Annotated in this window: 22 protein-coding genes; 5 read left to right on the top strand and 17 right to left on the bottom strand. The window is 65.2% G+C overall.

The genetic code is table 11. From position 1 onward, the window contains the following. Positions 1 to 32: 32 nt before the first annotated feature. Positions 33 to 899 (bottom strand): LysR family transcriptional regulator, encoded by an 867-nt coding sequence (locus tag ACHWUQ_RS22560; protein WP_394682522.1) that lies wholly within the window; start codon positions 897 to 899, stop codon positions 33 to 35. A gap of 131 nt (positions 900 to 1,030) precedes the next feature. On the opposite strand from ACHWUQ_RS22560, the gene ACHWUQ_RS22555 reads away from it, so the two are divergent. Further along, positions 1,031 to 2,023 (top strand): DMT family transporter, encoded by a 993-nt coding sequence (locus ACHWUQ_RS22555; protein ID WP_394682521.1) that lies wholly within the window; start codon positions 1,031 to 1,033, stop codon positions 2,021 to 2,023. Here the strand turns inward: ACHWUQ_RS22555 and ACHWUQ_RS22550 are convergent. Continuing rightward, positions 1,990 to 2,880: a LysR family transcriptional regulator gene (locus tag ACHWUQ_RS22550; RefSeq protein WP_394682520.1), complete on the bottom strand. Its 891-nt coding sequence runs from the start codon at positions 2,878 to 2,880 to the stop codon at positions 1,990 to 1,992. The genes ACHWUQ_RS22555 and ACHWUQ_RS22550 overlap by 34 nt on opposite strands. A gap of 166 nt (positions 2,881 to 3,046) precedes the next feature. On the opposite strand from ACHWUQ_RS22550, the gene ACHWUQ_RS22545 reads away from it, so the two are divergent. Then, complete coding sequence (locus tag ACHWUQ_RS22545; protein ID WP_394682519.1) at positions 3,047 to 4,231, top strand: serine hydrolase domain-containing protein; 1,185 nt, start codon at positions 3,047 to 3,049, stop codon at positions 4,229 to 4,231. Positions 4,232 to 4,277: 46 nt separating this feature from the next. Here ACHWUQ_RS22545 and ACHWUQ_RS22540 read toward each other — a convergent pair whose 3' ends face one another. After that, positions 4,278 to 4,685, bottom strand: a complete 408-nt coding sequence (locus tag ACHWUQ_RS22540) for a GFA family protein (protein ID WP_394682518.1) — start codon at positions 4,683 to 4,685, stop codon at positions 4,278 to 4,280. Between the two features lie 104 nt (positions 4,686 to 4,789). Further along, entirely contained in the window at positions 4,790 to 5,086 is a 297-nt protein-coding gene (locus ACHWUQ_RS22535) for a cupin domain-containing protein (RefSeq protein WP_394682517.1), read from the bottom strand. A gap of 290 nt (positions 5,087 to 5,376) precedes the next feature. On the opposite strand from ACHWUQ_RS22535, the gene ACHWUQ_RS22530 reads away from it, so the two are divergent. After that, positions 5,377 to 6,105 (top strand): right-handed parallel beta-helix repeat-containing protein, encoded by a 729-nt coding sequence (locus ACHWUQ_RS22530; protein ID WP_230777501.1) that lies wholly within the window; start codon positions 5,377 to 5,379, stop codon positions 6,103 to 6,105. A 16-nt stretch (positions 6,106 to 6,121) separates the two neighbouring features. Beyond that, on the top strand, positions 6,122 to 7,174 hold the full coding sequence (locus ACHWUQ_RS22525; RefSeq protein ID WP_394682516.1) for a fibronectin type III domain-containing protein: 1,053 nt from the start codon (positions 6,122 to 6,124) through the stop codon (positions 7,172 to 7,174). 102 nt (positions 7,175 to 7,276) lie between these two features. Here the strand turns inward: ACHWUQ_RS22525 and ACHWUQ_RS22520 are convergent, their stop codons facing one another. The 3 genes from ACHWUQ_RS22520 to ACHWUQ_RS22510 form a co-directional block, all read right to left on the bottom strand. Further along, positions 7,277 to 8,629, bottom strand: a complete 1,353-nt coding sequence (locus ACHWUQ_RS22520; RefSeq protein ID WP_394682515.1) for an Nramp family divalent metal transporter — start codon at positions 8,627 to 8,629, stop codon at positions 7,277 to 7,279. Positions 8,630 to 8,998: 369 nt separating this feature from the next. After that, complete coding sequence (locus ACHWUQ_RS22515) at positions 8,999 to 9,970, bottom strand: ferritin-like domain-containing protein (RefSeq protein ID WP_394682514.1); 972 nt, start codon at positions 9,968 to 9,970, stop codon at positions 8,999 to 9,001. Between the two features lie 448 nt (positions 9,971 to 10,418). Beyond that, positions 10,419 to 11,330, bottom strand: a complete 912-nt coding sequence (locus ACHWUQ_RS22510; protein ID WP_394682513.1) for a LysR family transcriptional regulator — start codon at positions 11,328 to 11,330, stop codon at positions 10,419 to 10,421. Positions 11,331 to 11,441: 111 nt separating this feature from the next. Between ACHWUQ_RS22510 and ACHWUQ_RS22505 the strand changes: the two genes are divergently transcribed. Continuing rightward, positions 11,442 to 12,785, top strand: coding sequence for an SGNH/GDSL hydrolase family protein (locus ACHWUQ_RS22505; RefSeq protein ID WP_394682512.1), 1,344 nt, complete (start codon positions 11,442 to 11,444; stop codon positions 12,783 to 12,785). A gap of 75 nt (positions 12,786 to 12,860) precedes the next feature. Here the strand turns inward: ACHWUQ_RS22505 and chrA are convergent, their stop codons facing one another. The 10 genes from chrA to ACHWUQ_RS22455 form a co-directional block, all read right to left on the bottom strand. Beyond that, positions 12,861 to 14,219 (bottom strand): chromate efflux transporter, encoded by a 1,359-nt coding sequence (gene chrA / locus ACHWUQ_RS22500; protein ID WP_394682511.1) that lies wholly within the window; start codon positions 14,217 to 14,219, stop codon positions 12,861 to 12,863. Positions 14,220 to 14,311: 92 nt separating this feature from the next. Next, a complete protein-coding gene (locus ACHWUQ_RS22495; RefSeq protein WP_394682510.1) occupies positions 14,312 to 15,343 on the bottom strand; it encodes a histone deacetylase family protein in 1,032 nt (343 codons plus the stop codon). Continuing rightward, entirely contained in the window at positions 15,340 to 16,185 is an 846-nt protein-coding gene (locus tag ACHWUQ_RS22490) for a GntR family transcriptional regulator (RefSeq protein ID WP_394682509.1), read from the bottom strand. Before ACHWUQ_RS22490 ends, ACHWUQ_RS22495 begins: the two co-directional genes overlap by 4 nt. Position 16,186: 1 nt before the next feature. Then, positions 16,187 to 17,152 carry a DMT family transporter gene (locus tag ACHWUQ_RS22485; RefSeq protein ID WP_394682508.1) on the bottom strand — a complete coding sequence of 322 codons (966 nt, stop codon included), beginning with the start codon at positions 17,150 to 17,152 and terminating at the stop codon, positions 16,187 to 16,189. Continuing rightward, entirely contained in the window at positions 17,145 to 18,197 is a 1,053-nt protein-coding gene (locus ACHWUQ_RS22480; protein WP_394682507.1) for a histone deacetylase family protein, read from the bottom strand. Before ACHWUQ_RS22480 ends, ACHWUQ_RS22485 begins: the two co-directional genes overlap by 8 nt. Before the next feature lie 8 nt (positions 18,198 to 18,205). After that, complete coding sequence (locus ACHWUQ_RS22475; RefSeq protein ID WP_394682506.1) at positions 18,206 to 19,588, bottom strand: aspartate aminotransferase family protein; 1,383 nt, start codon at positions 19,586 to 19,588, stop codon at positions 18,206 to 18,208. Between the two features lie 55 nt (positions 19,589 to 19,643). After that, positions 19,644 to 20,654 carry a 2-hydroxyacid dehydrogenase gene (locus ACHWUQ_RS22470; RefSeq protein WP_394682505.1) on the bottom strand — a complete coding sequence of 337 codons (1,011 nt, stop codon included), beginning with the start codon at positions 20,652 to 20,654 and terminating at the stop codon, positions 19,644 to 19,646. Next, positions 20,651 to 22,306: a dipeptide ABC transporter ATP-binding protein gene (locus ACHWUQ_RS22465; protein WP_394682551.1), complete on the bottom strand. Its 1,656-nt coding sequence runs from the start codon at positions 22,304 to 22,306 to the stop codon at positions 20,651 to 20,653. Before ACHWUQ_RS22465 ends, ACHWUQ_RS22470 begins: the two co-directional genes overlap by 4 nt. Before the next feature lie 38 nt (positions 22,307 to 22,344). Then, positions 22,345 to 23,244 (bottom strand): ABC transporter permease, encoded by a 900-nt coding sequence (locus tag ACHWUQ_RS22460; RefSeq protein ID WP_394682504.1) that lies wholly within the window; start codon positions 23,242 to 23,244, stop codon positions 22,345 to 22,347. A gap of 14 nt (positions 23,245 to 23,258) precedes the next feature. After that, a complete protein-coding gene (locus tag ACHWUQ_RS22455) occupies positions 23,259 to 24,233 on the bottom strand; it encodes an ABC transporter permease (RefSeq protein WP_239812339.1) in 975 nt (324 codons plus the stop codon). Positions 24,234 to 24,235 lie beyond the last annotated feature (2 nt).

Below are 24,235 nucleotides of genomic sequence, written 5' to 3'. Positions count from 1 at the left end.
AATTTGGTGTCTTATGGCGGTAGCGATGGCCTTTAGCCAGCTGCTGTCCCAAGTCCCTGGCGCAAGGTATTCACCAGCAGCTTGTACAAACCATCGACCGCTTTGGAGCGCCGCGATTCCTTGCTGCGGTATACGGCCACCTCCATCGGCGCCAAAGGACCCAGGCCGTGCTTGCTGCCCAGCACCTGCAAATGCGGCGGGGCACTGCACTGGGTCAAAGCCGCCACCGCCAGACCGCTCTCAACGGCGGCAATCTGGCCTGCCAGGCTGGAGCTGTTGTAGACCACGCGGTGCTGGCGCCCTTGTTGGGCCAGCGCATGCAGCGCGCCGCGCCGGGCCAGGCTGGCCTCTTCGTACACGGCAATCGGCAGCGGATCGCGCCGCCAGAGTTCAAAATGCTCCGAGCCCACCCAGACCATCGGCTCGTGGAACAGCAGGCTGCCGCGCCGGGCGTGGTCGCGCGAGATAAGGGCCAGATCCAGCTCACCTGCCGCTACGCGCGGAATCAGTGCGGTCGATTGCTCGCAGCTGAGGATGATCTCCACACCGCTATGGCGAGGCGCAAAGCGCCTGAGAACGGGGGTGAGGTACTTGGCGGCATAGTCATCGGGGACGCCCAGGCGCACATTGCCCTTGAGTTCTTCCCCGTGCAGCGCCCACTGCGCTTCACTGTGCAGATCCAGAATGCGCCGGGCGTAGCCCAGCAGGCGCTGGCCATCTGGCGTGATTTGCTGGCTGCGGCTGTCGCGCTCCAGCAGGCGATGGCCGACTGCCGCCTCAAGCTTTTTGAGCTGCATGCTGACGGCGGACTGGGAGCGGTGCACCTCGCCCGCCGCGCCCGCCGCGCCCGACAGCGATCCGGTGTCGACCACTGCGACAAAGCACTTGAGCCAATCCATCTGAAGGTCTTGCGAAGTGGCAGGCATGGGTTTTCGAAAATCGAATAGCTGATGCGAGAATTATGCGCTTTTCGATGAATGGCCTGCGCCGCACACTGGCAGCCATGAGCCGATACCCAGAACCAGCGCAAATGGCCGCTGCAAGCATTGACCACCCCTCACAAGCGGCATCCCGTAGCCCGGGCGATGCCTTTGGCGGCGTGCTGCCCTTTGTGCTGGGCAGTGCACTACTGGGCAGCATTGGCATTTTTGTGCACATGGCGCAGGCCGGTGCGCTGACGGCAACCTGGTTCCGCTGCGCCTTTGGGCTGCTGGGGCTGACGGCCTGGCTGCTATGGCGCCGGCAGCTGCGCTTTCTTCGGTTGGATCGCAGCACAGCGGTTTGGGTGTTGCTGGCCAGTGTCTTGATGGTCCTGGGCTGGGTGCTGTTCTTTGCCGCGATGGAGCGCATCTCTGCCGGGGTGGCCGTGGTGCTGTTCCATATGCAGCCCATGTGGGTGCTGGTGCTCGGTGCCCTCTGCCTGGGGGAGCGGCCGGGCCGCCAACGCGTAGTTGCCGTGGCGGTGGCCATGCTCGGGCTGGTGCTGGCCACCGGTGTCTTGCAGCAAGCCGCATCGCCGCATACCGCACAGCCGCAGTACTGGTGGGGCGTGGGCATGTGCTTGCTGGGCGCGTTCTTGACCGCGGCTGTCACTGTCATGGCGCGCCGCCTGCGCGCACTGCCGGCCGGCGTGCTGGCCTGGTGGCAATGCGCCATCGGCACCGCCGTGCTGTGGATGGCACCCGCCACGCAGGGCTGGCCGGCCTGGGGTGCCAGCTGGGCCTGGCTGGCTGCGTTGGGCCTCGTGCATACCGCCACCGCCTATGCGTTGATCTACACCGGCATGGCCAGGCTGCCCACAGGGCGCATTGCGGTATTGCAGTTTGTCTACCCAGCCGTCGCCATTCTTGTGGATTGGCAGTACTTTGGGCACCGGCTGGGGGCGTGGCAGATGGTCGGGGTGGTGGTGATGGGGGATGGCGATTGGGTATGCGGAACGCAGTGGCCTTGGTATGAAGCCCCCGCCGTGGACAAGGCGTTGGCCGATCTTCAATCCACCACAAACATCCGCGCACAAAGATAGTCCACCAGCGCCCTGACTTTGGGCGCCGCATGCCGACCTGCAGGCCACAGAATGTGGAACACCCCGGTGCGCTCCGCCAGCCCCGGCATGACCTGCACCAGCCTGCCATCGGCCAGCGCATCGCGGATCGCAAAGTCGGGCAGGCAGGCGATGCCGCGTCCCCGCAGCGCAAAGCAGGCGCGGGTTTCGATGTTGTTGCAGACCATCGAGACGGGCAGGTTGACGGGCTCGCCGCTGTCGGGCGGCGGTAGCGGCCAGGCCTCCAGCTTGCCGCTGTGGGGCCAGCGGAAATGCATGCATTGGTGGGCTTGCAGGTCTTGCACCTGCCGGGGCATGCCATGGGCGGCGATGTAGTCCGGCGACGCCACCAGCAGCATCTTGAAATGGCCGAGCTTGCGGGCCACCAGGCGCGAATCGGCCGGCTCGCCGGTGCGCACCACAGCGTCAAAGCCTTCTTCCACCACATCCACCAGGCGGTCGGAAAAATCCAGGTCCAGCTGGATGTCCGGGTAGTCGCGCATGAAATCGGCCAACACCGGCAGCACCAAGGTACTGACCAAGGGCAGGCTCACCCGCAGCCGCCCCCGGGGTGCCGACGAGGCTTGTGACAGCTCCGTCTGTGCCGCCTCGATCTCTGCCAGGATGCGCCTGCTGCGCTCCAGCAGCAGCAGGCCTTCGGCCGTCGGGGTGATGCTGCGGGTGCTGCGGTGGAACAGGCGCACACCGAGCTTTTCCTCCAGCCGCGCCACGCTCTTGCCCACGGCGGATGCAGATATACCCAGCAGCCGGCCAGCCGCTGTAAAGCTGCGGGTTTCGGCCACCTGCACAAACACCGTAAATGCGTTGAGGCTATCCATGCGTTTTCACCTGCGTTTCTGGACCGGTGTCACGGCCCATGATTGCGGACATTGCAGTCCTGAAAGTGCGGAACTCTATCCTAGTTTTTCTGAGATCGCTGGCTGCCTAAGCTGATGCCTGTGTTCCAACCAAGGTAGCGATGCGATGGATTTATCAGTTTCAGACATGCATGACAGCCGTGTACAGCCGGGTGTTTCTGGCGGGGCGGCGCAGTGGGCACCGGTCGCCCAGGTGTTGAATACCGCCCTGGCCGAGCAGCGCCTGGTGGGGGCCGTGGTGCTTGTCTACCAGCATGGGCTGGCGCTATGCCGCATCGCAGCTGGCTGGGCGGACCGGGAGGCCCGCATCGCGATGGCCGAGGATACGGTGTTTCGCTGGGCCTCCGTCAGCAAGCCTGTTGTCAGTGCGGCGGTCATGCGGCTGGTAGCCGATGGGCGAGTGGACCTGGACGAGCCTATCACCTCCTGGCTGCCGACCTTTCGCCTCCGCTTGCCGGACGGGCGCGAAGCGCGCATCTCCGTGCGCCAGTTGCTGAGCCATACCGCCGGGCTGGGCTACCGCTTTTTTGAGGCAGACGACCAAGGGCCTTATGCCAAAGCGGGGGTATCCGACGGTATGGATGCCAGCGGCATCGACCTGCAGGAGAACCTGCGCCGCATCGCCAAGGTGCCGCTGCTGTACGCGCCGGGCACCAGTTGGGGTTACTCGTTGGCGGTGGATGTGCTCGGTGCGCTGATCGAGGCGGTATGCAACATCCGCTTGCCGCAGGCGGTAGAGGCGTTGGTGACGCGCCCCTTGGGCATGGCCGATGCCGGCTTTGTCTGCCGGGATGCGGCGCGCCTGGCAACGCCCTATGTCAATGGTGGCCCGGTGCCCCATCGCCTGCAGGAGGGCGAGGTGGTGGCCCCGTTCGATGGCACGGTGGGCATTATCTACAGCCCATCCCGCATCTTGGATGCGGGCGCCTTTCCCTCTGGCGGCGCCGGCATGGCGGGTACGGCCGATGATGTGCTGCGGCTGCTGGAGGCACTACGCACTGGCCATGATGGCTGGATGCCCGGGCATCTGGTCGCCGAGATGGCAAGTGACCAGACCAACGGGCAGGCACTGGCTGCCGGCCCGGGTCTGGGGTTTGGCCTGGGCTTCTCGGTGCTGCGCGATCCCGCGCTGGCACAGTCTCCTGAGTCGCCAGGCACCTGGCGCTGGGGCGGCGCTTACGGCCATGCGTGGTGGGTGGACCAGCCCCGAGGCCTCACGGTGGTGGCGCTGACGAATACCTTGTACGAGGGGATGTCGGGTCGGTTTGTGGTGGAGCTGCGGGATGCCGTGTATCAGGGTCTCGGGGGGTGACCGGCACACAGGCTCCCCATTGCCAGGCTGCCAAAAATCCATGACATCAGGGTTGGCCGTCGTGTGTCTCGCTCACCCCTGCAAGGGCCACCCAGGGCCGACGCCGTTTCGTCCAGATCTCCCGCTGCGGGGTTCCCAGCGCATCGCGTTGCTGGAGGACGCCGGTGCGCAGAGAGTAGGCCTGAGGATTCTCCACGGCGCAGGCATACAGCGGGCTGCCACAGGTCTCGCAGAACGCCAGATTGCGCTGGGTGCCGCTGGCAGTCGTCTTGGCGAAGGTGCGCGGCACGCCCTTGGTCAGTTTGAAACCGGCCGCCGGGGCAGAGATATTGGCTCTGAAGGCTGAGCCCGAGTGCGTTTGGCAATCGAGGCAATGGCAGACCGTCATGCTGCCTGGTTGCACCTCTGCCTCAAATTCAATGGCGCCACATAGGCATCGGCCTTCTACTTTCATGCGCATCCTTTTTAGTAACGCCGTCGCAGTGGCGTTGATACGTCGGTCAGGGCTAGGGATGGCCCAGGCTTTGCAGTCGAGCCCATCACCCCAGGTTCGGCAGGTCAGAGGTCCACAATCACCAGAATGCCCTGGCTGCCGGATAGAACAGCATGAGGAACGCCCGCCTCGGCAATGTACATCTGACCCGCTTCCACACACAGGGCCTGGCCGGCCACTTCCAGCATCATCTGGCCACTGACGACCAGCAACGCCTCGTCATAGTCGTGCACCTCTTCGCCATAGGGCATCTGGTCCATGCGCAGCAACTTGATGTTGGACGCGCCCACTTTGCCCAACACGGTGGAATGCCACGCAGCGGGCAGACCATCGGCGATGGTATGGAGGTCAAATAAGGACATGCTTGTCTGCTTTCCAGTCTCGATCATTCAGCAGCCACCATCCGTGCGCGTCGCAAGCACCGCAGATGCGCTGAAAGAACCAACTTTACCCGAAGGGCGCATCGGTTTCGTGCGTGCATTTATTTTGATGATGTGCCTATCACCTGGGTCACTTTTAGGCGGGTCAGCAGTTGCCCGGTGCCGGCGTGATAAAGCGCCTCACTGGCGTGATCCAGGGTAAACACGAGGGTGGAAACAAAGGGGTAGAGCTACATTTCGATAACTAATCCACATTTGCGAACGAGGCAGCCATGCGCATCCATCTGAGCCGGATCCATTCTCGCGGGGTTCCGCTGCTGGCGGCATCGCTGGTGGCCCTTGCAGGCGCCATGGCGGCGCCTTCCGCCTTTGCCCAGGCCACGCGAACCTGGGTGTCCGGGGTCGGGGACGACGCCAATCCCTGTAGCAGAACGGCGCCCTGCAAGACTTTTGCCGGAGCCATCTCCAAAACTGCCACCGGGGGTCTGATCAACAGCCTCGATCCCGGTGGGTTTGGTGCAGTCACCATTACCAAACCTATCTCCCTGGATGGAGCAGCGTCTGGCACCGCAGGCGTGCTGGCCGCTGGAACGAACGCCATCATCATCAATATCGACCCGGCAGTGCACGCCAATGGCACTGTGGTTCTGAGAAATCTGAATGTCGAAGGAGCGGGCTCGGGCCAGTCCGGGGTTCAGGTCCGCCGCGCGTCCAAGGTGGTCATTGAGCACACCCAGATTCAAGGCTTTCAGACGGGCGTTGAAGTGCAGAGCGGCGCCAATGCGCAGTTGCTGGTGCAACGCGCTGACATCGTGAACAACAGCACCGCAGGCATTTCATTGAGCGATGCCAACAGCAAACTCTATCTCTCCGACTCCTCGTTGTTTGGCAACGCCACCGCGTTCAGCATCAGCGCAGGCAATGTGACGACCTATAACAATAATCGTCTGGAGGGCAATACCAGCCCCAGCACGCCCACCGCAACGCTGTACGAGCGCTGAGCAGCAGGGGATCGTCATGGCATGTCCTCGACACTACCGGCTTGGCAGCGGCACGGCGCTGGTCTTGCTGGCCGGCATCCTCACCCCTGCTGCGCACGCTGCAGAGCTGGTGGTCAATGGCGGCTTTGAGCAAAACGCCGGCGCAGGTTCCATGGGCTTTAGCGGCTGGCAGGCGATGTCACAGCCAGGATCGCAGGGCGGCTTCTATGCCCAGCAGGGCAGCCAAAGTGCGCTGACGCCTGTCGCCGTCGCCGCGCCGCCCCAAGGGGTGTTTGCGGCGATGTCCGATCAGCCCGGCCCTGGCGCGCATGCGCTGTACCAGGACATCGCCATTCCGTCAGGCAAGAGCGCAACGCTGAGCGTGCAGGTCTATCTGCAAAATGCCGCTGCTCCTTCGGTAGCACCCGCGACCCTCGACTTTCTGACGGTGCCCAACCAGCAGGCACGTATCGACATCATGGATCCGGCAGCGCCCTGGAACGATGTGGGAGCAGGTGTCCTGGCCAATGTCTTTCAATGGTCTGGCGGCGCAACCTCTGGCGGTTACCAGAGCATTCAGCGGGATGTGAGCGCCTATGCAGGGCGCACGATTCGTCTGCGGCTCGCCGAGGTGGACAATCGCCAGAGCCTGTTTTTTGGGGTGGACGCGGTCAGTGTCATCTCCTCCGATGTCACGCCTCCGGCGAGTGTTGGCGCAGACAGGCAAGGCAATACCGTCACCCTGACTTTCCCTCCCGTCGCATCCACCCCCACCGAGACCGTCACGGGCTACCAGGCGCAGTGCGTGCCCGCGGGAGGAGGTGACACCATCACGGCCACCGGCACGCAGTCCCCCATCGCAGTCTCCGGCTTGGTGCCAGGCGTGGCTTACACCTGCACGGTGGCAGCGCAGACCAGCGTGGGCAGCGGGCCAAGCAGCCCACCGGTCACGGTGCCCGGTTCCCCTGCGGCAGCAGCGGCCCCCATACCCGCCTGGAGCCTGCTCAGCACGCTGCTGGCGTCGTTGCTGGTGCTCGGCGGCGTGGGCTTGGGTGCCCGGCGCAGGGCCATGCGTGTTCTGCGGCGCTGACAAGCCTTTGCATACCGCTTGCCCAACCGGGTGACGATGAACTGTCCATGGGCGCGTTCCGCATCAGGGCGTAATTCTGCAAAGGGCGCCAACGGAGCTGCCTCACAGCGTTAAAAGCCTTTGCAGCATCCACAGGTTCAGCGACACGACAAGGGCTGCACCGCTCCACAACAGTATCGACATGGGCCGGCCAAAGGTCAGCGCTCCCAGTGCATTGCGGCGGGTCGTGAACATCAGCAGCGGCACGATCGCAAACGGCAGCTGCATGCTGAGGACCACCTGGCTGAACACCAGCAGCGCGCTGGCGCCCTCGTTGCCGTACCAGGCGGTGGCGATGACGGCGGGCACGATGGCGATGAGCCGGGTCAGCAGCGCCCGCATCGCCGGCGATAGCCGAATTTGCAGAAAGCCTTCCATCACGATCTGGCCCGCCAAGGTGCCCGTTACCGAAGCGCTGAGGCCGGAGGCGAGCAGGGCGGTGCCAAACACTGCGCTGGCGATGCCGACTCCCAGGATAGGCGACAGCAAATGGTAGGCGTCTGACAGCTCGGTGACGGAGGGTGTTCCCGGGCGGTTAAAGGCCCCCGCTGCCACGACCAGGATCGCGGCATTGACGAACAGCGCCAAACCCAGCGCCATGGTGGAGTCGATCGTAGCGAAGCGGATCGCCTGGCGTGTGCCCTCCAGGGTCCGGCTGTGTTCACGCGTCTGCACGATGGCCGAATGCAGATACAGGTTGTGCGGCATGACCGTCGCGCCAACGATGCCGACGGCGAGGTAGAGCATCTCCGGGTTGGCCACGATCTCCGAGCGCGGAATGAAGCCGGACAGCATGGTGGCGAGCGGCGGGTGCAGCCACAGCAGCTGGGCGCCGAAGCAAATGCCGATCAAGGCCACCAGCGCGATGACGACTGCCTCCAGCGCGCGAAACCCGCTACTTTGCAGCGCAAGAATCAGCATCACATCGACCACGGTGATGCATACGCCCACGATCAGTGGCAGGCCAAACAGCAGGTTCAGGCCGATGGCCATGCCCAGCACCTCGGCCAGGTTGCAGGCCACGATGGCAATCTCGCAAAAGAACCAGAGCACCAGGTTGATGCGCGGCGGAAACTGTTCGCGGCAGGCCTGGGCCAGGTCGCGCCCGCTGGCCAGACCCAGCCGCACTGCAGCTGCCTGGAACAGCATCGCCATCAGGTTGGACGCAAAGATCACCGCCAGCAACGAATAGCCAAACTGAGATCCGCCCGCAATCGAGGTGGCCCAGTTGCCGGGGTCCATGTACCCGACCGCCACCAGATAACCGGGCCCGGCAAATGCCAGCATGCGCTTTGCGTTGGCCGAGCGGCTGGTGCCGCCCGGCACCGCAATGCTGCGGTGAACCTGGGGCAGGCTGGGGATGCCTGACTTCACGCTGTCTGGATCCGCTTTGCCCGAGGCCTCTGGCTTTGGCATGCCCCCTTCGTTGTGGAGGGGGCTGCAGGTGGTGAAGGCAGGTGGCGGCATGGTCGCTCCCTATCTGGAGGCCGGTGCCAGGTGCAGCGCAGCGGAAGCGGGTGTTGCAGCTGGCCCCGCAGCGATGGCGCCGTTTAAAAGTGCCAGCACATCCGAGGTGACAATGGCAAGCCCTGCCAGGACGATCAAGCTCCCTACACAACGGCGCAGCAACGTGGCGGGCTTCAAGCGCCGCGTCTTGCTGCGGGACGTTGCTTGCGAGGATGGAGACAATATGGACTTCATCGCAACTCCTAGGCAGAGAAACACCGGTCTCAGATCCGTCTTGCGGCATTCCTGCCCCGGAAAGGGGCAGGTTGAACTAACGCGTCAAGCGTAGGCGGTGCTCATCACCAGCGCACCATTGACGCCTGCCGGGAAGAAGCCGCCCTTGGTGGAAGAGTCCTTGGTCAGGTAGACGATGTTCAGCACGTCGCCGGGTGAGCGGCTGTAGGCAATGCCGTCGGCATCCAGGGGCACGATGTTGGAGGTGCTGTCGTCCCCGGTGATGCCCTGGTCCACATCGGAGGAGCCATCGAGGCTGTCACGCGCATTCGAGATGGCGCCGGCTGCCGAGCGCAGCGCAGGCGTGGCGAGGCCCTTGGCATAGAGCACCGTGCGCACCAGACCCGCGTGGTAGGCCTCGGCAGACAGAATGCCTGCAGCAGCTTCCAGGTAGGTCTTGTTGGTGATCAGCGGCGAGGCGCCCTTGTAGGCGGTCACCCCCACGTCCTCGAAGATAAACGCGCCGAGCAGGAAGTTCTCGTCACTGGCATAGGGATCGAAGGCCACGCCCGCACCTACCAGACCGGCTGCGCGTGCGGCCACCGAGAAGGCCCCGTTCGGGTCGGTGCCGCCGATATCGATCTGTGGCTGCGCGACCGCTGCAGAGCCCAGCGCCTTGCGCAAAAAGGCCACATGGGCCACCTCATCCTGGGCAATCTCCTTGGCGTACTGCGCGACCAGCGGGTCCTTGAACGCCACCGCCCGCCCGCCGGTGATACCGCCCTGCGTGCCAGTGCCGGACTGCATATTGGCGGGCAGCCCGGTGCCAAACACCGCGTAATGGTAGAACTGCGACTCCAGGTATTCCAGGTTCAACGCAAAGTTCAGGATCTCCACATCGGTCGGGCCGTTGTTCTGCGCATTGGCATCACTGCCACCACCCCCGCAAGCCGTCAGGATGGCACCGCCTGCCATACCCGCTGCCACGCCTCCGGTCTTGCGGAAGAATTGACGCCGGTCTTCCAGTTTTCTGGCCCGCTGTTGCAATACACCTATCAACACTGATTCGTCAGACATGTGATTTCCTTTCGAGTTGCGCTAAACGCGCCTACCTACACAGGAATGCGCCGTCACGCGGAGGGCACACGGTGCAGCAAGAAGCAGCTCAGCACCAAATCCTTGTCAGTGGAGACGGAGGATGTCGACTCTTGCTACTTGCGGTGTACGCAGCAGGTGGCAAGGTGGATTCACCAATGTTGGCGTCTTTACAATTCGCCGCTTCTTTCCAACTCGTCGGAAGGAATGGGGGATTACCAATTTTTGGATTGCTGGGTCTAGAAGGCTGACACCAACAATGGCCTGGGCGGCTTCAAGGGGCCATCGGCTGCGCTTGCCGTTGCAGGAGCTGCCCCCTGCCTGAACGGTACGGGAGCACACCGTTGCAGCTCTGGACGGGATGCACCGCGAGCCGATGGTTGACCGCTGTTAGGAATTTGCGCACCCGTTTTTTGGCCCCTTGTCTGCCTCAATGCTTGCCGAGATCGACCGTCTGGACCAGAAAATCAAGAAAAGCGCGCACGCGCAGCGGCAGATAGCCGCCTTGGCCGACATAGACGGCGTGTACCTCTTCGATATCGCCCGGATTGCAGTCTTCAAGAACTGGTAGCAGGCGGCCTGCAGCCACGTCCTCGCGTACCTGGAAAGCGGCCAGACGCGCCAGGCCCAGCCCCGCCAGCGCCAACTGGCGCAAGGCTTCGCCGTCACTGGCCTGCGCATTGCCAATGATGGGAAGGACGGTATCTTCACCAGCGTGCCGCAGCGGCCAGCCCGGTTGCGCCCGGGCGTAGTTTGCGCCCAGGCGGTTGTGGTGCTGCAGTTCCTGCGGCGTGGCGGGCATGCCATGGCGGGCCAGATAGCTGGGCGCCCCCACTATCAGCATGCGTGTGCCGCCCAACTTTCGCGCCACCAGGCTGGAATCTTTCATCGGCCCGGCACGCACGGCCACATCGGTACGCTGCTCCAGGATGTCGATCACCGCATCGGTCAATACGATATCCAGGGTCACGTCGGGATGGGACGCCAGAAAGGCAGGCGCGAGCGGCAGCAAAAGATGGCGGCCGAAGGGGACATTGGCATTGACGCGCAGCCGGCCGCGCGGCGCAGTGTGTGTACTGGCGCAATGCTCTGCCTCTTCCAGATCGGCCAGGATACGCACCCCGCGCTCGTAGAAAACGCTGCCTTCGGGCGTGAGCTGGAGCTGCCGGGTCGACCGGTTCACCAGCCTGGTGCCCAGCCGCTGTTCCAGGCGGGCTACCAACTTGCTGACCGCAGAAGGCGTCATGCCAAACGCGCGCGCAGCGGCGGAGAAGCCCCCCGATTCGATCACGCGCACAAATACCTCCAGTTCGCCGGACCGATTGACTTCCAGACGCGCCATGCGGGCCTCCTTGTTGAGATCAATTCACAAATGATGTTCTTGCGGCCAGTCTATGCCAATCTGGTCTTTGAATTCATCATCCGTTCTTCCAAGGACTTCGAATTCACTGATATGACAAGACTGACTGTGCCGCTCGCAAGCGCCGAAGCCGCCGCGATGCTGGCGTTGACCCTCACGCTGGGCGCCGTGCCCGTCGTGCCTGCACGGGCAGCGGATGCTGCTCCCTGCAACCGCTGGGTGGCCACCTGGCAGGCCAGCCCGCAGCCCGTGTGGGGCACGGATTTCCTGTTTCCGACCCACCTCCCGGCCGCGTTGCATGCGCAAACCGTGCGCCAGGTGGCGCGCATCAGCCTGGGGGGCGAGCGCTTGCGCATCGTGCTGTCCAACGCCTACGGCAAGCAACCGCTCTTCGTGGGCAAGGCGACGGTGGCCCGTTTTCGGGAGGCCAGCGCCACTGGCGTGGTCACCGAGGGCAGCCTGCGGGCCGTCAGTTTTGGTGGTCAGGAGGGCGTGACGATTCCGCCGGGGGCCTCCTGGGTCAGCGATCCGGTGGCACTCCCGGTGCCGGCGCTGTCTCGGGTGGCGGTGAGCCTGTACCTGCCCCAGGCCACACCGATCAGCACGTTCCACTGGGATGGCCGCCAGACGGGCTGGATCGTGCCCGGCGATCAAACCCAGGCGCCGAGCCTGCAGATCACCGATCCCGACAGGCAAAGCACCACAGCCCGCCCATTGCTGACCGGGATTGCGGTGGAGACCGGGCCGGCCGCGCGCGCTGTGGCGGTGATGGGTGATTCCATCACCGATGGCGCCACAGCCAGCCTGGACAAGGACAGCCGCTGGCCGGACTTTCTGGCTGTCCGGCTGGCGCCGCATGGCGTGGCGGTGGTGAATGCGGGGATCTCAGGGGCAAGGTTGTTGTCCGATGGCATGGGTGCCAATGCGCTGGCGCGGCTGGAGCGTGATGTGCTGGCACAACCCGGGGTGCGAAGCGTCATCGTGCTGCTGGGTATCAACGACATAGCCTGGCCCGGGACCGCGTTTGCAAAGCATGCAGAGCCGCCCACCCTGGCATCCCTGACCGCGGGCTACCGCCAATTGATTGCGCAAGCGCACAGCCGGGGCATTCGCGTTCTCGGTGCCACCCTGACCCCATTCGAGGGCGCATTGCCCGGCACGCCGCTGGCCGATTACTACCAACCCGGCAAGGACGCGCTGCGCGCACAGGTGAACGACTGGATCCGCCACAGCGGAGCGTTCGACGCCGTCATCGATTTTGACGCGGCGTTGCGCGATCCAGCCAATCCGGCACGCATCGCCGCGCGATTCGATTCGGGAGACCATTTGCACCCCGGCGATGCAGGCCATAGAGCCATGGCCGAGGCCGTTGCGCTCGATGCCCTGCTGCCGGGCCTGGAGTCAAAGGCCGCTGGTGCGTTGCCGCAGGCGCGTTAGCCATCGCTATGCGGTGTTGTCCGTTGCGGCTCTCACTCCTGCTGCTGCGCCTGGCCCTGCATGCGCTGCGGGCAGTCAGAGCAACAGCCGCACCAACAGGCCGGCAAAGCCCGCAGCCACAATCACATACACCACATTGACCCGGTAGCGGAGCAAGGCAATGGCCGCTGCCAGCCCGATGGCCATCGATGCCCCATCCAGGCTCCCCGCGAAGCCCTGGGGCCACAGCACATGGTAGGCAAAGAAGACAGCCAGATTCACGATGACACCGACAACGGCTGCGGTGATGCCCACCAATGGCGCGGTGAACTTCAGGTTGCCGTGGGTGGACTCGATGAACGGGCCGCCCAGCAATATGAAAAGGAACGAAGGCAGAAAGGTGAAGAACGTGACCAGCACGGCCGACACCACGCCCGCCAGCAGCAGCGAATCCGCGCCGAAGACGGCCTTGGTCCAACCCCCGACAAAAGCCACGAAGGACACCACCATGATGAGCGGGCCAGGGGTGGTCTCACCCAAAGCCAACCCGTCCATCATTTGGGGGGCGGTCAACCACTGGAAGTGCTCCACCGCCCCTTGGTAGACGTAAGGCAGTACCGCATAGGCGCCTCCAAAGGTCATCAGCGCTGCCTTGGTGAAGAACCAGCCCATTTGCACCAACACGGAATCCAGCCCAAACAGCGCCGCAAGCAGGGCCATGGCGCCGGCCCACAGTGCCAGGCATACCAGCGCCACAGACCAGAATCTCCGCCAGGAAAACCGGGCATGCGGCGGCGTGGGGGTGTCGTCGTCTATCAGTGCATGTTCCCCCTGCCGCACTGCGGTGCCTGGGCCATGGATGGCGCCACCAAAGGCGTCTGGCTGCAGCTTGCCGCCGAGGTAACCGACCGCAGCAGCCACCACCACAATGAGCGGAAACGGAACATTCAGCGCAAAGATGGCCATGAACGCAGCGGCCGCAATGCCCCAATGCCAGCGGTTCTTGAGGGAGCGGGACCCCACGCGGTAGGCGGCCTGTGCCACCAGCGCGGTGACAGCCGGCTTTATGCCATAGAAGAAACCTGCAATGACAGGCATGTCACCATGGGCCATATACAGCCACGCCAGCGCAATGATGAGAAAGAGGGACGGCAGAACAAAAAGAACGCCGGCCAGCACACCGCCCCAGGTCCGGTGCAGCAGCCAGCCCAGATAGGTGGCCAGCTGCTGCGCTTCCGGCCCGGGCAGCAGCATGCAATAGTTGAGGGCGTGCAGAAAGCGCTTTTCGGAGATCCACCGGCGGCGGTCAACCAGCTCCTCATGCATGAGGGCGATTTGACCGGCAGGGCCGCCAAAGCTGATGAACCCCAGCTTCAGCCAGAAGCGTAAAGCGTCAGACAGTAACAGAGACGTAGGTGCAACGGGGTCCGTTGATCTGGGCAAACCGGTGTCCATAAAAAACTCCATAGAGAATACCCAGCACTTGGACGGGACACCGTCTACCCTTGCGGGCCGGGAGGCTGCTATCCCGGTCGCAGAATTCTAGCCTAGCCTGCTCCCGTTTCGAACCCCCGCAACGCACTCTCCAGGTTCAGGCCCGAGTCTTCACTCAGGTACCCGCCTTCCTGCACGATCACCGTGGGCAGCCCCAGCTGCGCGATTTTTTCGGTGATGCGGGCGAAGCCAGGGGTGTCGATGGCCAGGGCCTGGTAGGGGTCGTGTTCGTGGGCGTCCAGGCCCAGCGCCAGCACCAGGGCGCCGGGGGCGTACTGGCGGATGGTGGTGAGGGCGGTTTCCAGCGCGCGCAGGTACTGGCCGGTGGTGGTGCCCTTGGGCTGGGGCAGGTTCAGGTTGTAGCCCAGGCCTTCGCCTTCGCCGCGCTCATGCGCATGGCCGGTGAAGAAGGGGGTGCAGAAATGCGGATCGGCATGGATTGATACGGTCAGCACATCGTTGCGGCGCCAGAAGATGCCCTGGGTGCCGTTGCCGTGGTGCACGTCGATGTCGAGCACGGCCACGCGGGCATGCTTGCTGCGCAGGTGCTGGGCGGCGATGGCGGCGTTGTTCAGGTAGCAAAAGCCGTTGGCGCGCTCCACATAGGCATGGTGGCCCGGTGGGCGGCACAGCGCGTAGGCGGCTTGTTCGCCCTGCAGCACCAGCTCGGCGGCATGGGTGGCGCAGTGGGCGGAGTGGATCGCCGCGTGCCAGGTGTGCTCGCCAATGCTGCAGGCGCAGTCACCCATGTGGTAGCCGGCCTGGCCGACCAGGTGATCCGGGTAGGTAAAGGGCTGGCCGGGGAAGGGGAAGACATTGGGCAGCACTTCGAGCGAGGCATCGGGCAGCGCCTGCCAGCGTTGCCAGGCGGTTTGCAGAAAGTGCAGGTACTCGGGGGTGTGGACGGCTGCGCGCGGGCCGGGGCCAAAATCTTCGGCCAGCATCGGCTGGTGGCCCGCCTTTTGCGCGGAGCGCAGCAGGATTTCGGCGCGTTCGGGTTGCTCGTTGCTGCGCTTGAGTTGGCCGCGCACCATGAATTGCTGCGGGTCGTGGCTGCGGTGCGCGTGGCTGTAGATGAATTTCATGGTCTGGGCGGTTTTCGTCGGGAGGAAGAAACGGGAGAGGCGGTGGCGCCGGCCTTGGGCTTGGCCTGGGTGGCGGGTACCGGTGCGGATGTGGGCATGGCGCTGGGGCGGGCATCCGGCGCCTGGCCGCCGTGCAGCACCTGGGCATGGGCCTTGTCCTGCGCGTCCACCAAGTGCAAGCGCAGCGCTTTTTCTGCGGCATCGGCATCGCGGCGCAGGATGGCATCGACCACCGGGAAGTGCGACTGCGCGATGAACACCGGGTCGCGGTACTGGCGCTCGATAAAGCCCTGGCAGATGCGGATCTCGGCCTGCATATTGGCAAAGATGCGCTGTAGATACTCGTTGCCCGACAGGCGCGAGATGGCGGTGTGCATGCCCAGGTCCATCGTCACCCGCTCTATATTGCTCAGGGTCGGTGCGCGCTCCAGCATGTCATCGGCATAGGCCTTGAGCGATGCCAGCTGCGCATCGGTGGCCACCTCGCAGGCCAGGCGTGCGGCCATCACTTCCAGCCCCAGGCGCACCTGGAACAGGTCCTGGATCTCCTTGGGGCTGAAGGTGCGCACGGTAAAGCCTTTGCGTGGCGTCGAGACGATGACGCCCTGGCTCTCGAGCCGCCGGGCCGCTTCGCGCAGCGGCGCGCGGCTCACGCCCATCTGGCGCGACAGCTCCGCCTCGACAATGCGCGAGCCCGGTGGCAGCCGGCCTTCAAAAATGGCCTGCAGCAGCTGGCGCTCCACCAGCTCCACCAGATCGGGCACGCGGATCGACGAAAAGCCGGGGTTGTCTGTCTCCTCGCCGTGCAAGGCGATGTTTTTGCGAAGGGTCTCAGATGTCATGTCAGGATGCCTGGTGAGCGGTGTGCTTTTGCCGCCGGGGCCATGCAAGGTAGACGCCGGCAGCGCTGATCATCAGCATGCCATAAAGGGCCAGGCTGTCTGGCGGTCGTTGAAACCAGAACGTGCTGATCAGCACCGCCAGCAACAGTTGTACATAGTTCATCGGCGCCAGGGTCGAGGCCGAGGCGCGCTGGAAGGCCTGCAGCAGCAGCAACTGCGCGCCACCGCTGACAAAACCACCGGCCAGCAGCAAGGCCAGCTGCGGCGCATCGGGCCATTCGGTGATCGGGTGGAAGAGGGCCGGCAGGTTGGTGATGACCAGGCAAAACAGCGCCATATAGGCAAACTGCACCGCCGTCGGCACCACCCCCGAGAGCTTGCGCGTGAGCACCTGGAACAGCGCATAGCAGACCGCCGAGACGGCCATCAGCACGGTGCCGGCCAGTGGCAGGGCATTGCCCGGGCGGACGATGAGCAGCATGCCGGCAAAGCCCAGCAGCACCGCCACCCATTGCACGCGGCCGACCCGCTCGCCCAGCAGCCAGGGCGATAGCGCCACCATGATGAGCGGGGCGGTGAAGTAGATGGCGGTGGCCTCGGCCAGCGGCATGGTTGCCAGCGCCGTCATGAAGCAGGTGGCCACAACCGCCAGCATCAGGCTGCGCAGCAGCAGCAATTTGCCGCTGCGCAGGCGCCCCCAGCGCAGCGCCGACCAGTCGCCATGCCGGTGCATCACCCACAAGGCCAGCATGCCGACGGCGGTATAGCGCGAGAGGTTCATCACCGTGGCCGGGTAGCGGGCCAGCATGTGCTTGGCAAATGCGTCGTAGCACGCAAAGCACAGCAGCGCTGCCAGAAACAGGCCCAGCCTCTGGCGCAGCCGGCGCGCGGCATCGGCCTCGCGCTGCGCTGGCAAGGGCGCTGGGCTGCCGATCTGGCCGTGGTGCTGCGCAGCCTGCTCAGCCATGGAGGCCCTCCAAAAAGGCCTGCAGGCCCGGGCCGATGGCTTCGACCAGGTAGCCGCCTTCCTGCACCACCACCAGAGGCAGGCCTAGTGCGCGCAGCTTTTGGCCAACGGCGCGGTAGGCCTCAAAGTCCACCTTCAGCACGCTGATCGGGTCGTCCTTGAAGGTGTCAAAGCCCAGGGCCAGCACGACGGCCTGCGGGGCAAAGGCACGCACTGCTTCCAAGCCGGTGTCCACCGCAGCCAAAAACTCCGCATTCCCGCTGCCATGGGCCAGCGGAAGGTTCAGGTTGCAGCCCTCGCCCGCGCCGGCGCCGCGCTCATCGGCGTAGCCGGTATAGAACGGAAAGTAGCTGCTCGTCTCCGCATGGGTGGAGACCGTCAGCACATCGTCCCGGGCGTAGAAGATGCTCTGCGTGCCATCGCCATGGTGGGCATCGACATCGAGCACGGCCACCCGCCCAAAATGCCCGGCCAGGCGCGCGGTGGCGCAGGCGTTGTTGTTGACATAGCAAAAGCCGCTGGCCCGGTCCCAGTGCGCATGGTGGCCCGAGGGACGGCACAGCGCATAGGCCATGCGAGCGCCGGCAATCACCGCATCGGCAGCGGCCACGGCACTGTGGGCCGAACGCAGGATGGACTGCCAGCTGTCCGGCCCCAACGGGCAGGACAGGTCACCCAGGTAGTAGCCGGTTTGCGGTACCAGCGCCGGCGATGGGCAGGGCGGGCGGCGCTGGCCGGCAGGCACGCCGGCGTAGGGTGAGAGGTTGGCCATCACCTCGGGGCCGGCATTGGCGCCGCTGGCCAGCATCGCTTGCCAGCGCGGCCAGGCGGTTTGCAGGTAGTCCAGGTAGTGCGGGGCGTGCACGGCCTCGAGCGGCGCGCGGCCCATGTCGGGCGGGGTGCGGACGGCCAGGCCCGCCTGCTGCAAGGCATCGGCCAGGGTTTCGGCGCGGCTGGGCAGATCGGGCGCGGGCACCAGCTTGCCCAGCCGCATGAACTGGCTGGGGTGGTGCAGCGCTTGATCAGGGCTGTAGAAGGCTTGCATGGCGGCGCTCATGGCAGGGTGGCCTGCAGCTTGTCCAGCGCGCGGTCCAGACGCGCAAACATCTCGGCCATCTCGGCTTCGGTGATGATCAGCGGCGGGCACAGTGCCACCGCGTCGCCCATGGCGCGCACGATCAGGCCTTCTTCCTGTGCGTACTGGGCCAGGCGGTAGCCCAGCTTCAGCGCCGGGTCAAAAGGCTGGCGCGTGGCCTTGTCTGCTACCAGCTCAATGGCGCCGATCAGGCCCACGCCCCGCGCCTCGCCCACATGGGCGCGCTCCAGGTAGCCGCGCAGGCGGCCTTGGAAGATGGGGCTGAGCCGGTGGACATGGGCCAGGATCTGCTCGTCCTCGTAGACCTTGAGCGTCTCCAGCGCCACCGCCGCCGCCACCGGGTGGCCAGAATACGTATAGCCATGGCCAAAGGTGCCGATCTTGCCGCTGTTGGCGGCCATGGCCTCGTAGATCCTGGGCGAGACCATGACGGCCGATATCGGCACATAGCCCGAGGACAGCGCCTTGGCGCAAGTCAGGATGTCGGGCTGGATGCCGAAGGTCTGCGAGCCAAACATCTGGCCGGTGCGGCCAAAGCCGCAGATGACCTCGTCGGCCACCATCAGCACCTCGTACTTGCGCAGCACGGCCTGGATTTTTTCAAAATAGGTCTCGGGCGGCACAATGACGCCGCCAGCGCCCATCACCGGCTCGGCAATGAAGGCGGCCACAGTGTCCGGGCCCTCTTGCAGAATGCGCTGCTCCAGCGCATCGGCCAGGCGGGTGGCAAAGTCGGCCTCGCTCTCGCCGGGCTGGGCAAAGCGGTAGTGGTGCGGGCATTCCACATGGCCGATGCGCGCGATCGGCAGGTCAAAGTCCTGGTGGTTGGCGGGCAGGCCGGTCAGGCTGGCGGCCGCCACCGTCACGCCGTGGTAGCCGCGCTGGCGCGCCAGGATCTTTTTCTTGGCGGGCTTGCCGATGGCATTGTGGTAGTACCAGATGATCTTGATGGCCGTGTCATTGGCTTCCGAGCCCGAGTTGGCAAAGAAGACCTTGGCCATCGGTGCCGGGGCCAGCTGGATCAGCCGGTCCGCCAGCTGGGCAATCGCCGGGTTGGAGCGGTGGTTGAAGGTGTGGTAATAGGGCAGCGTTTGCAGCGCATCAATGCCGGCCTGCACCAGGCGCGGGTGGCTAAAGCCCAGCGAGCTGCACCACAGCGCCGACATGCCCTCGATGTACTTGCGGCCTTGTTCGTCGATCACATGGATGCCATCGCCACGCGTGATCATCAGCGGGCCCACGTCCTCATGCGCTGCCAGGTTGGTGTAGGGGTGCAGGTGGGCGCCAATGTCCTGTGCGTCCAGCGCGCTGCGTTTTGGGGTGTTGTCTGCTGCGTTCATGTCCAAATCTCCTGGGGGCTGGGTGGTGCTTACTCGCTAACGGGCTTGCGGGGCGTCAGTAACCGCGTCCCAGGTCCACGGCCACCTCGGCGGCCTGGCCTACACGGATGCGGCTGAAGTTGTGGGCGGTCTGCCGGGCGATGACGCGCGGATCGGTGCGGGTGGCGATATGCGGGGTCACCAGAATGCGCGGGTCCTGCCAGAAGGGGTGGTTCGCCGGCAGCGGCTCGGCGTTGAAGGTGTCCAGGGTGGCGGCGCCTATCTGGCCTTCGGCCAGTGCGGTCAGCAGATCGGCCTCGACCAGGTGGGCGCCCCGGCCCACATTGACCAGGTGCGCGCCGCGCGGCAGCTGGCGCATCAAGGCCAGATCGAGAAAGCCCTGGGTCTCATCGGTCAGCGGCAGCAGGCACACGAGGGTGTCGCATCCGCTCAAAAACTCTGCCTTCTGCGCCTGGCCGTGGAAGGTCTGCAAACCCTCCAGACCAGCGGACAAACCCTGCTTGGCCGACCGGCTCCAACCGCGCACCTGGTAGCCCATGGCCAGCAGCGCTTTCGCGCAGCCCTGGCCCAGGGTGCCCAGGCCGGCAATGCCCACCCGGTGCTGGCTGGGCGCAACGATGGGCTCCTCGCGCCACTGGCGCTGCGCTGCATGGGCCACATAGCGGTCCATATGGCGCTGGCGGTGGATGACGGCCCAGCTGACAAACGCTGTCATGCCATAGCCCATGGTGCTGTCCACAATGCGGCACACGGGCGTACTCGCAGGCAGCGCCTGGGTGTCGATATGGTCAATGCCGGCGGCAATCGATTGCACCAACTGCAGGCCAGCGTCCCGGGTCAGCTGCCCGAGTTGGGCGGCGGGCGGGTGCCAGCAGACTGCCACCTCGATATCGCTGTGCTGGCCAGCATCGAGCAGCGCCTGCAGCTCGGCACCCAGCAGCAGCCGGCTGCCGGGGAACTGGGCCTGGTAGGCGGGCAGCAAAAAGTCCATCGCAATGCTCTTGCTCAAAAAGGCAATGCTGCGGGGCGCGGCCGTGGGGGCAGGGGCGCTGGGCATGGCGGTCATGCGCGGCTCCGGTGTTCTGCGCCGGCCTCGTCGCTGCGGTGCTCCAGCAAGGGGATGGCGTCGATCAAGGTTTGCGTATAGGGGTGCTGGGGGGTGCCCAACACCTGGGCGGTGGGGCCGTATTCCACAATGCGGCCCCGTTGCATGACGGCCAGGTGGTCGCACATCTGGCCGGCCACGCGCAGGTCATGGGTGATGAAGACCATGCTGAGCTGAAAGCGCTCGCGCACCTCGGCAAACAGCTTGAGCACCTGGGCCTGCACGGACACATCGAGTGCGGAGACCGGCTCGTCGGCCACCAGCAACGAAGGCTCCATCGCCAGTGCGCGGGCAATGCCGATGCGCTGGCGCTGGCCGCCAGAGAACTCATGCGGGTAGCGCTCGGCCGCCTCTGGGCCCAGGCCCACCAGCTCCAGCAGCTCCATCGTGCGGCGCAGGGCCTCGGCCTTGGGGACACCCTGGGCAATGGGGCCGCTGGCAATGGCCGAGCCAATCTTGTGGCGCGGGTTGAGCGATGCGTACGGGTCCTGGAAGACCATCTGGATCTTGCCCTTGGCCTGGCGGCGCAGTGCTGCGCCGGAGCTGAGGCGCTGGCCGTTGAAGAGGATATCGCCGCTGTCAAACGGTGCCAGGCCCACGATGCAGCGTCCAAGCGACGACTTGCCCGAGCCCGATTCGCCCACCACGCCCAGGGTCTGGGCGCGGCCCAGGTCAAAGCTGATGCGCTCGGCGGCCACCACCTCACGGGCGGGCCGCAAAAAGCCGCCGCCTGTGCGGTAGACCTTGCACAGGTCCTTGACCTGCAGCACCGGCTGCGCCGTGCTGGCCTGGGTCTCGCGCACATTGCCATGCGGAATGGCGGCCAGCAGCTTCTTGGTATAGGCGTGCTGCGGGTTGCGCAGCACCTGGCCGGCCGGGCCGGCTTCGACCACCACACCGGTCTGCATCACCACAACATGGTCGGCAATCTCGGCCACCACGCCAAAGTCGTGGGTGATAAACAGCATGGCCATGCCGCGCTTCTTTTGCAGCGCCCGCATCAGCTGCAGGATCTGGGCCTGCGTCGTCACATCCAGCGCGGTGGTGGGCTCGTCGGCAATCAGCAGGCTGGGTTCGAGCAGCATCGCGATGGCGATCATCACGCGCTGGCGCTGGCCGCCCGAGAGACGAAACGGGTAGGCATCGATCAGGCGCTCGGGCTCGGGCAGGCCCACATCGGTCAGCGCGGCGATGATGCGGCGGCGCTTGTCGGCAGCGGGCAGCTGCAGGTGGGCATCCAGCGCCTCGGCCATTTGGTCGCCAATGCGCATCACCGGGTTCAGCGCCGTCATCGGCTCCTGGAAGACCATGGCCATGCGGCTGCCGCGCAGTTCGCGCAGCTGGTCTTCACTCAGGCTCAGCAGGTCTTTGCCATCAAACAGGATCTCGCCGGCCACCGGCTCGACCTTGGGGCGGGGCAGCAGGCCCATGATGGCGTTGGCGATCATCGACTTGCCCGAGCCCGATTCGCCGACCACGCAGAGGGTCTGGCCGGGCAGGATCTGCAGGTTGGCCTGAGTGACAGCCAACGCGCGGTCGGCGCCCAGCGGCAGGCGGATATCCAGGCCGCGCACGGTCAGCACCGGCTCCGGGGTGTTGGGCTGGTCAGGCATGTGTGCAAGCATATGCAGGGCTTCGTGTGAGTAGGCGTTCATTTCGTCTTCCCGTCCTGGCGCGCATTGAGTCCGTCGTTCAGCCCTTCGCCCACCAGGTTGAAGGCCAGCACGGTGAGCAGGATGGCGACGCCGGGGAACACGGCCATCCACCAGGCCTGGCGCAGCACGGTGCGGGCCGAGCCAATCATGTAGCCCCAGCTCATCAGGTTGGGGTCACCCAGGCCCATGAAGCTCAGGCTCGATTCCAGCAGGATCGCGGTGGCCACCATCAGCGAGGCCATCACCACGATGGACGAGGCCGCATTGGGCAGGATCTGCGCCAGGATGATGCGCGGCGTGCTTTGGCCGGCCAGCTGGGCGGCGGCCACAAAATCTCGCTGGCGCAGGGTCAAAAATTCGCCGCGCACCAGGCGCGCCACCGGCGGCCAGGAGACCAGCGCAATGGCCACGATGATGGAGTTGACCGAGGGCTCAAAAATGGCCACCAGCACCAGGGCCAGCGCAAAGCTGGGCACGGACTGGAACATTTCGGTAAAGCGCATCAAGGTGGCATCGACCCAGCCGCCAAAGTAGCCCGAGATGGCACCGATGCCCACACCGATCAGCAGCGACACCAAGGTGGAGATCACCGCAATCAGCAGCGAGATGCGGGCGCCCAGCACCAGGCCCGAGAGAATGTCGCGGCCCATGGTGTCGGTGCCCATCGCAAAGCCTTCGCGCTCCATCGGCGGCAAAAACGGTTGCTCGACCATGTCCCAGGGGTTGTGGGCGGCCAGCAGCGGGCCAAAGCAGACCAGCAGGGCCACCAGCAGCAGGATGGCCAGGCCCAGCAGCGCGCCCCGGTTGCGGCAAAAGCGGCGCCAGAAGGTGGACCGGTGCTTGTTCTTGGCGGGGGGCGTGTCGGCCGCCAGGGCCGGTTCAGAGAGGGCAGTCATCGCAAGGCTCCGTTTCAGCCCAGCTCGATCCGGGGATCGACCAGGGTGTAGACAAAATCAGTGATCAGGTTGAACAGCACCGCTACGGCGGCTGCGACCAGGAAGCAGCCCAGCAGCAGGTTGTAGTCGCGCTGCAGCAGGGCATCGAACATCAGGCGGCCAATGCCGGGCCAGGCAAACACGGTCTCGGTCAGCACCGCCCCGCCAATGAGGCCGCCAGCCTGGATGCCCGCCAGGGTGACGATGGGCAGCAGGGCATTGCGCAGAATGTGCTGGCGCTGGATGCGGCCCATGCGCACGCCCTTGGCGCGGGCGGTTTTGACAAAGTCCATCTGCGCGACTTCGAGCATCGAGGCACGGGTCATGCGGGCATAGACCGCCATATAAAACAGCGCCAACGTGAGCGAGGGCAGCACCAGGTGCTGGGCAATATCCCAGGCGCGGGCCAGGCCGGTGGCATCGCTGCCGACGGTGAAGTAGCCAAAACCGGGCAGCCAGCTCAGTTGCACCGAAAACACCAGCACCGCCATCATCGCCAGCCAGTACAGCGGCGTGGCATAGAACACCAGCGCCACAAAGGTGATGGCGCTGTCCACCCATTTGCCGGCATGGCGGCTGGCCGTGGCGCCCAAGGCCACGCCAAAGATCAGCGACATCACAAAGGCACTGCCGGTGAGCAGCAAGGTGGCGGGCAGGCGCTCGGCAATCAGCTCCAGCACCGGGCGCTGCTGCCGGTAAGAGAAGCCCAGGTCCAGCTGCGTGATGTGGCCCAGGTAGTTGGCCAGTTGGGTGGTGACGGGCTTGTCCAGGCCAAACTGCTCGCGCAGCTGGGCGACGAACTGCGGGTCCGAGGCGCCGGCTTCACCGGCGATCACCGCGACCGGGTCGCCGGGCGCAGCCCGTATCAGCATGAAGTTGACGGTGGCTATGCACATGAGTACCAGCAGACCCTGGAGCACCCGGACGGACATGTAGCGGAGGCGGTTCATAG

The sequence above is a fragment of the uncultured Comamonas sp. genome, from assembly GCF_964277875.1.
Lineage (GTDB): Bacteria > Pseudomonadota > Gammaproteobacteria > Burkholderiales > Burkholderiaceae_C > Comamonas > Comamonas sediminis.
The sequence above is the reverse complement of the archived record's forward strand: the minus strand, read 5'-3'. Positions and strand labels throughout refer to the sequence as shown.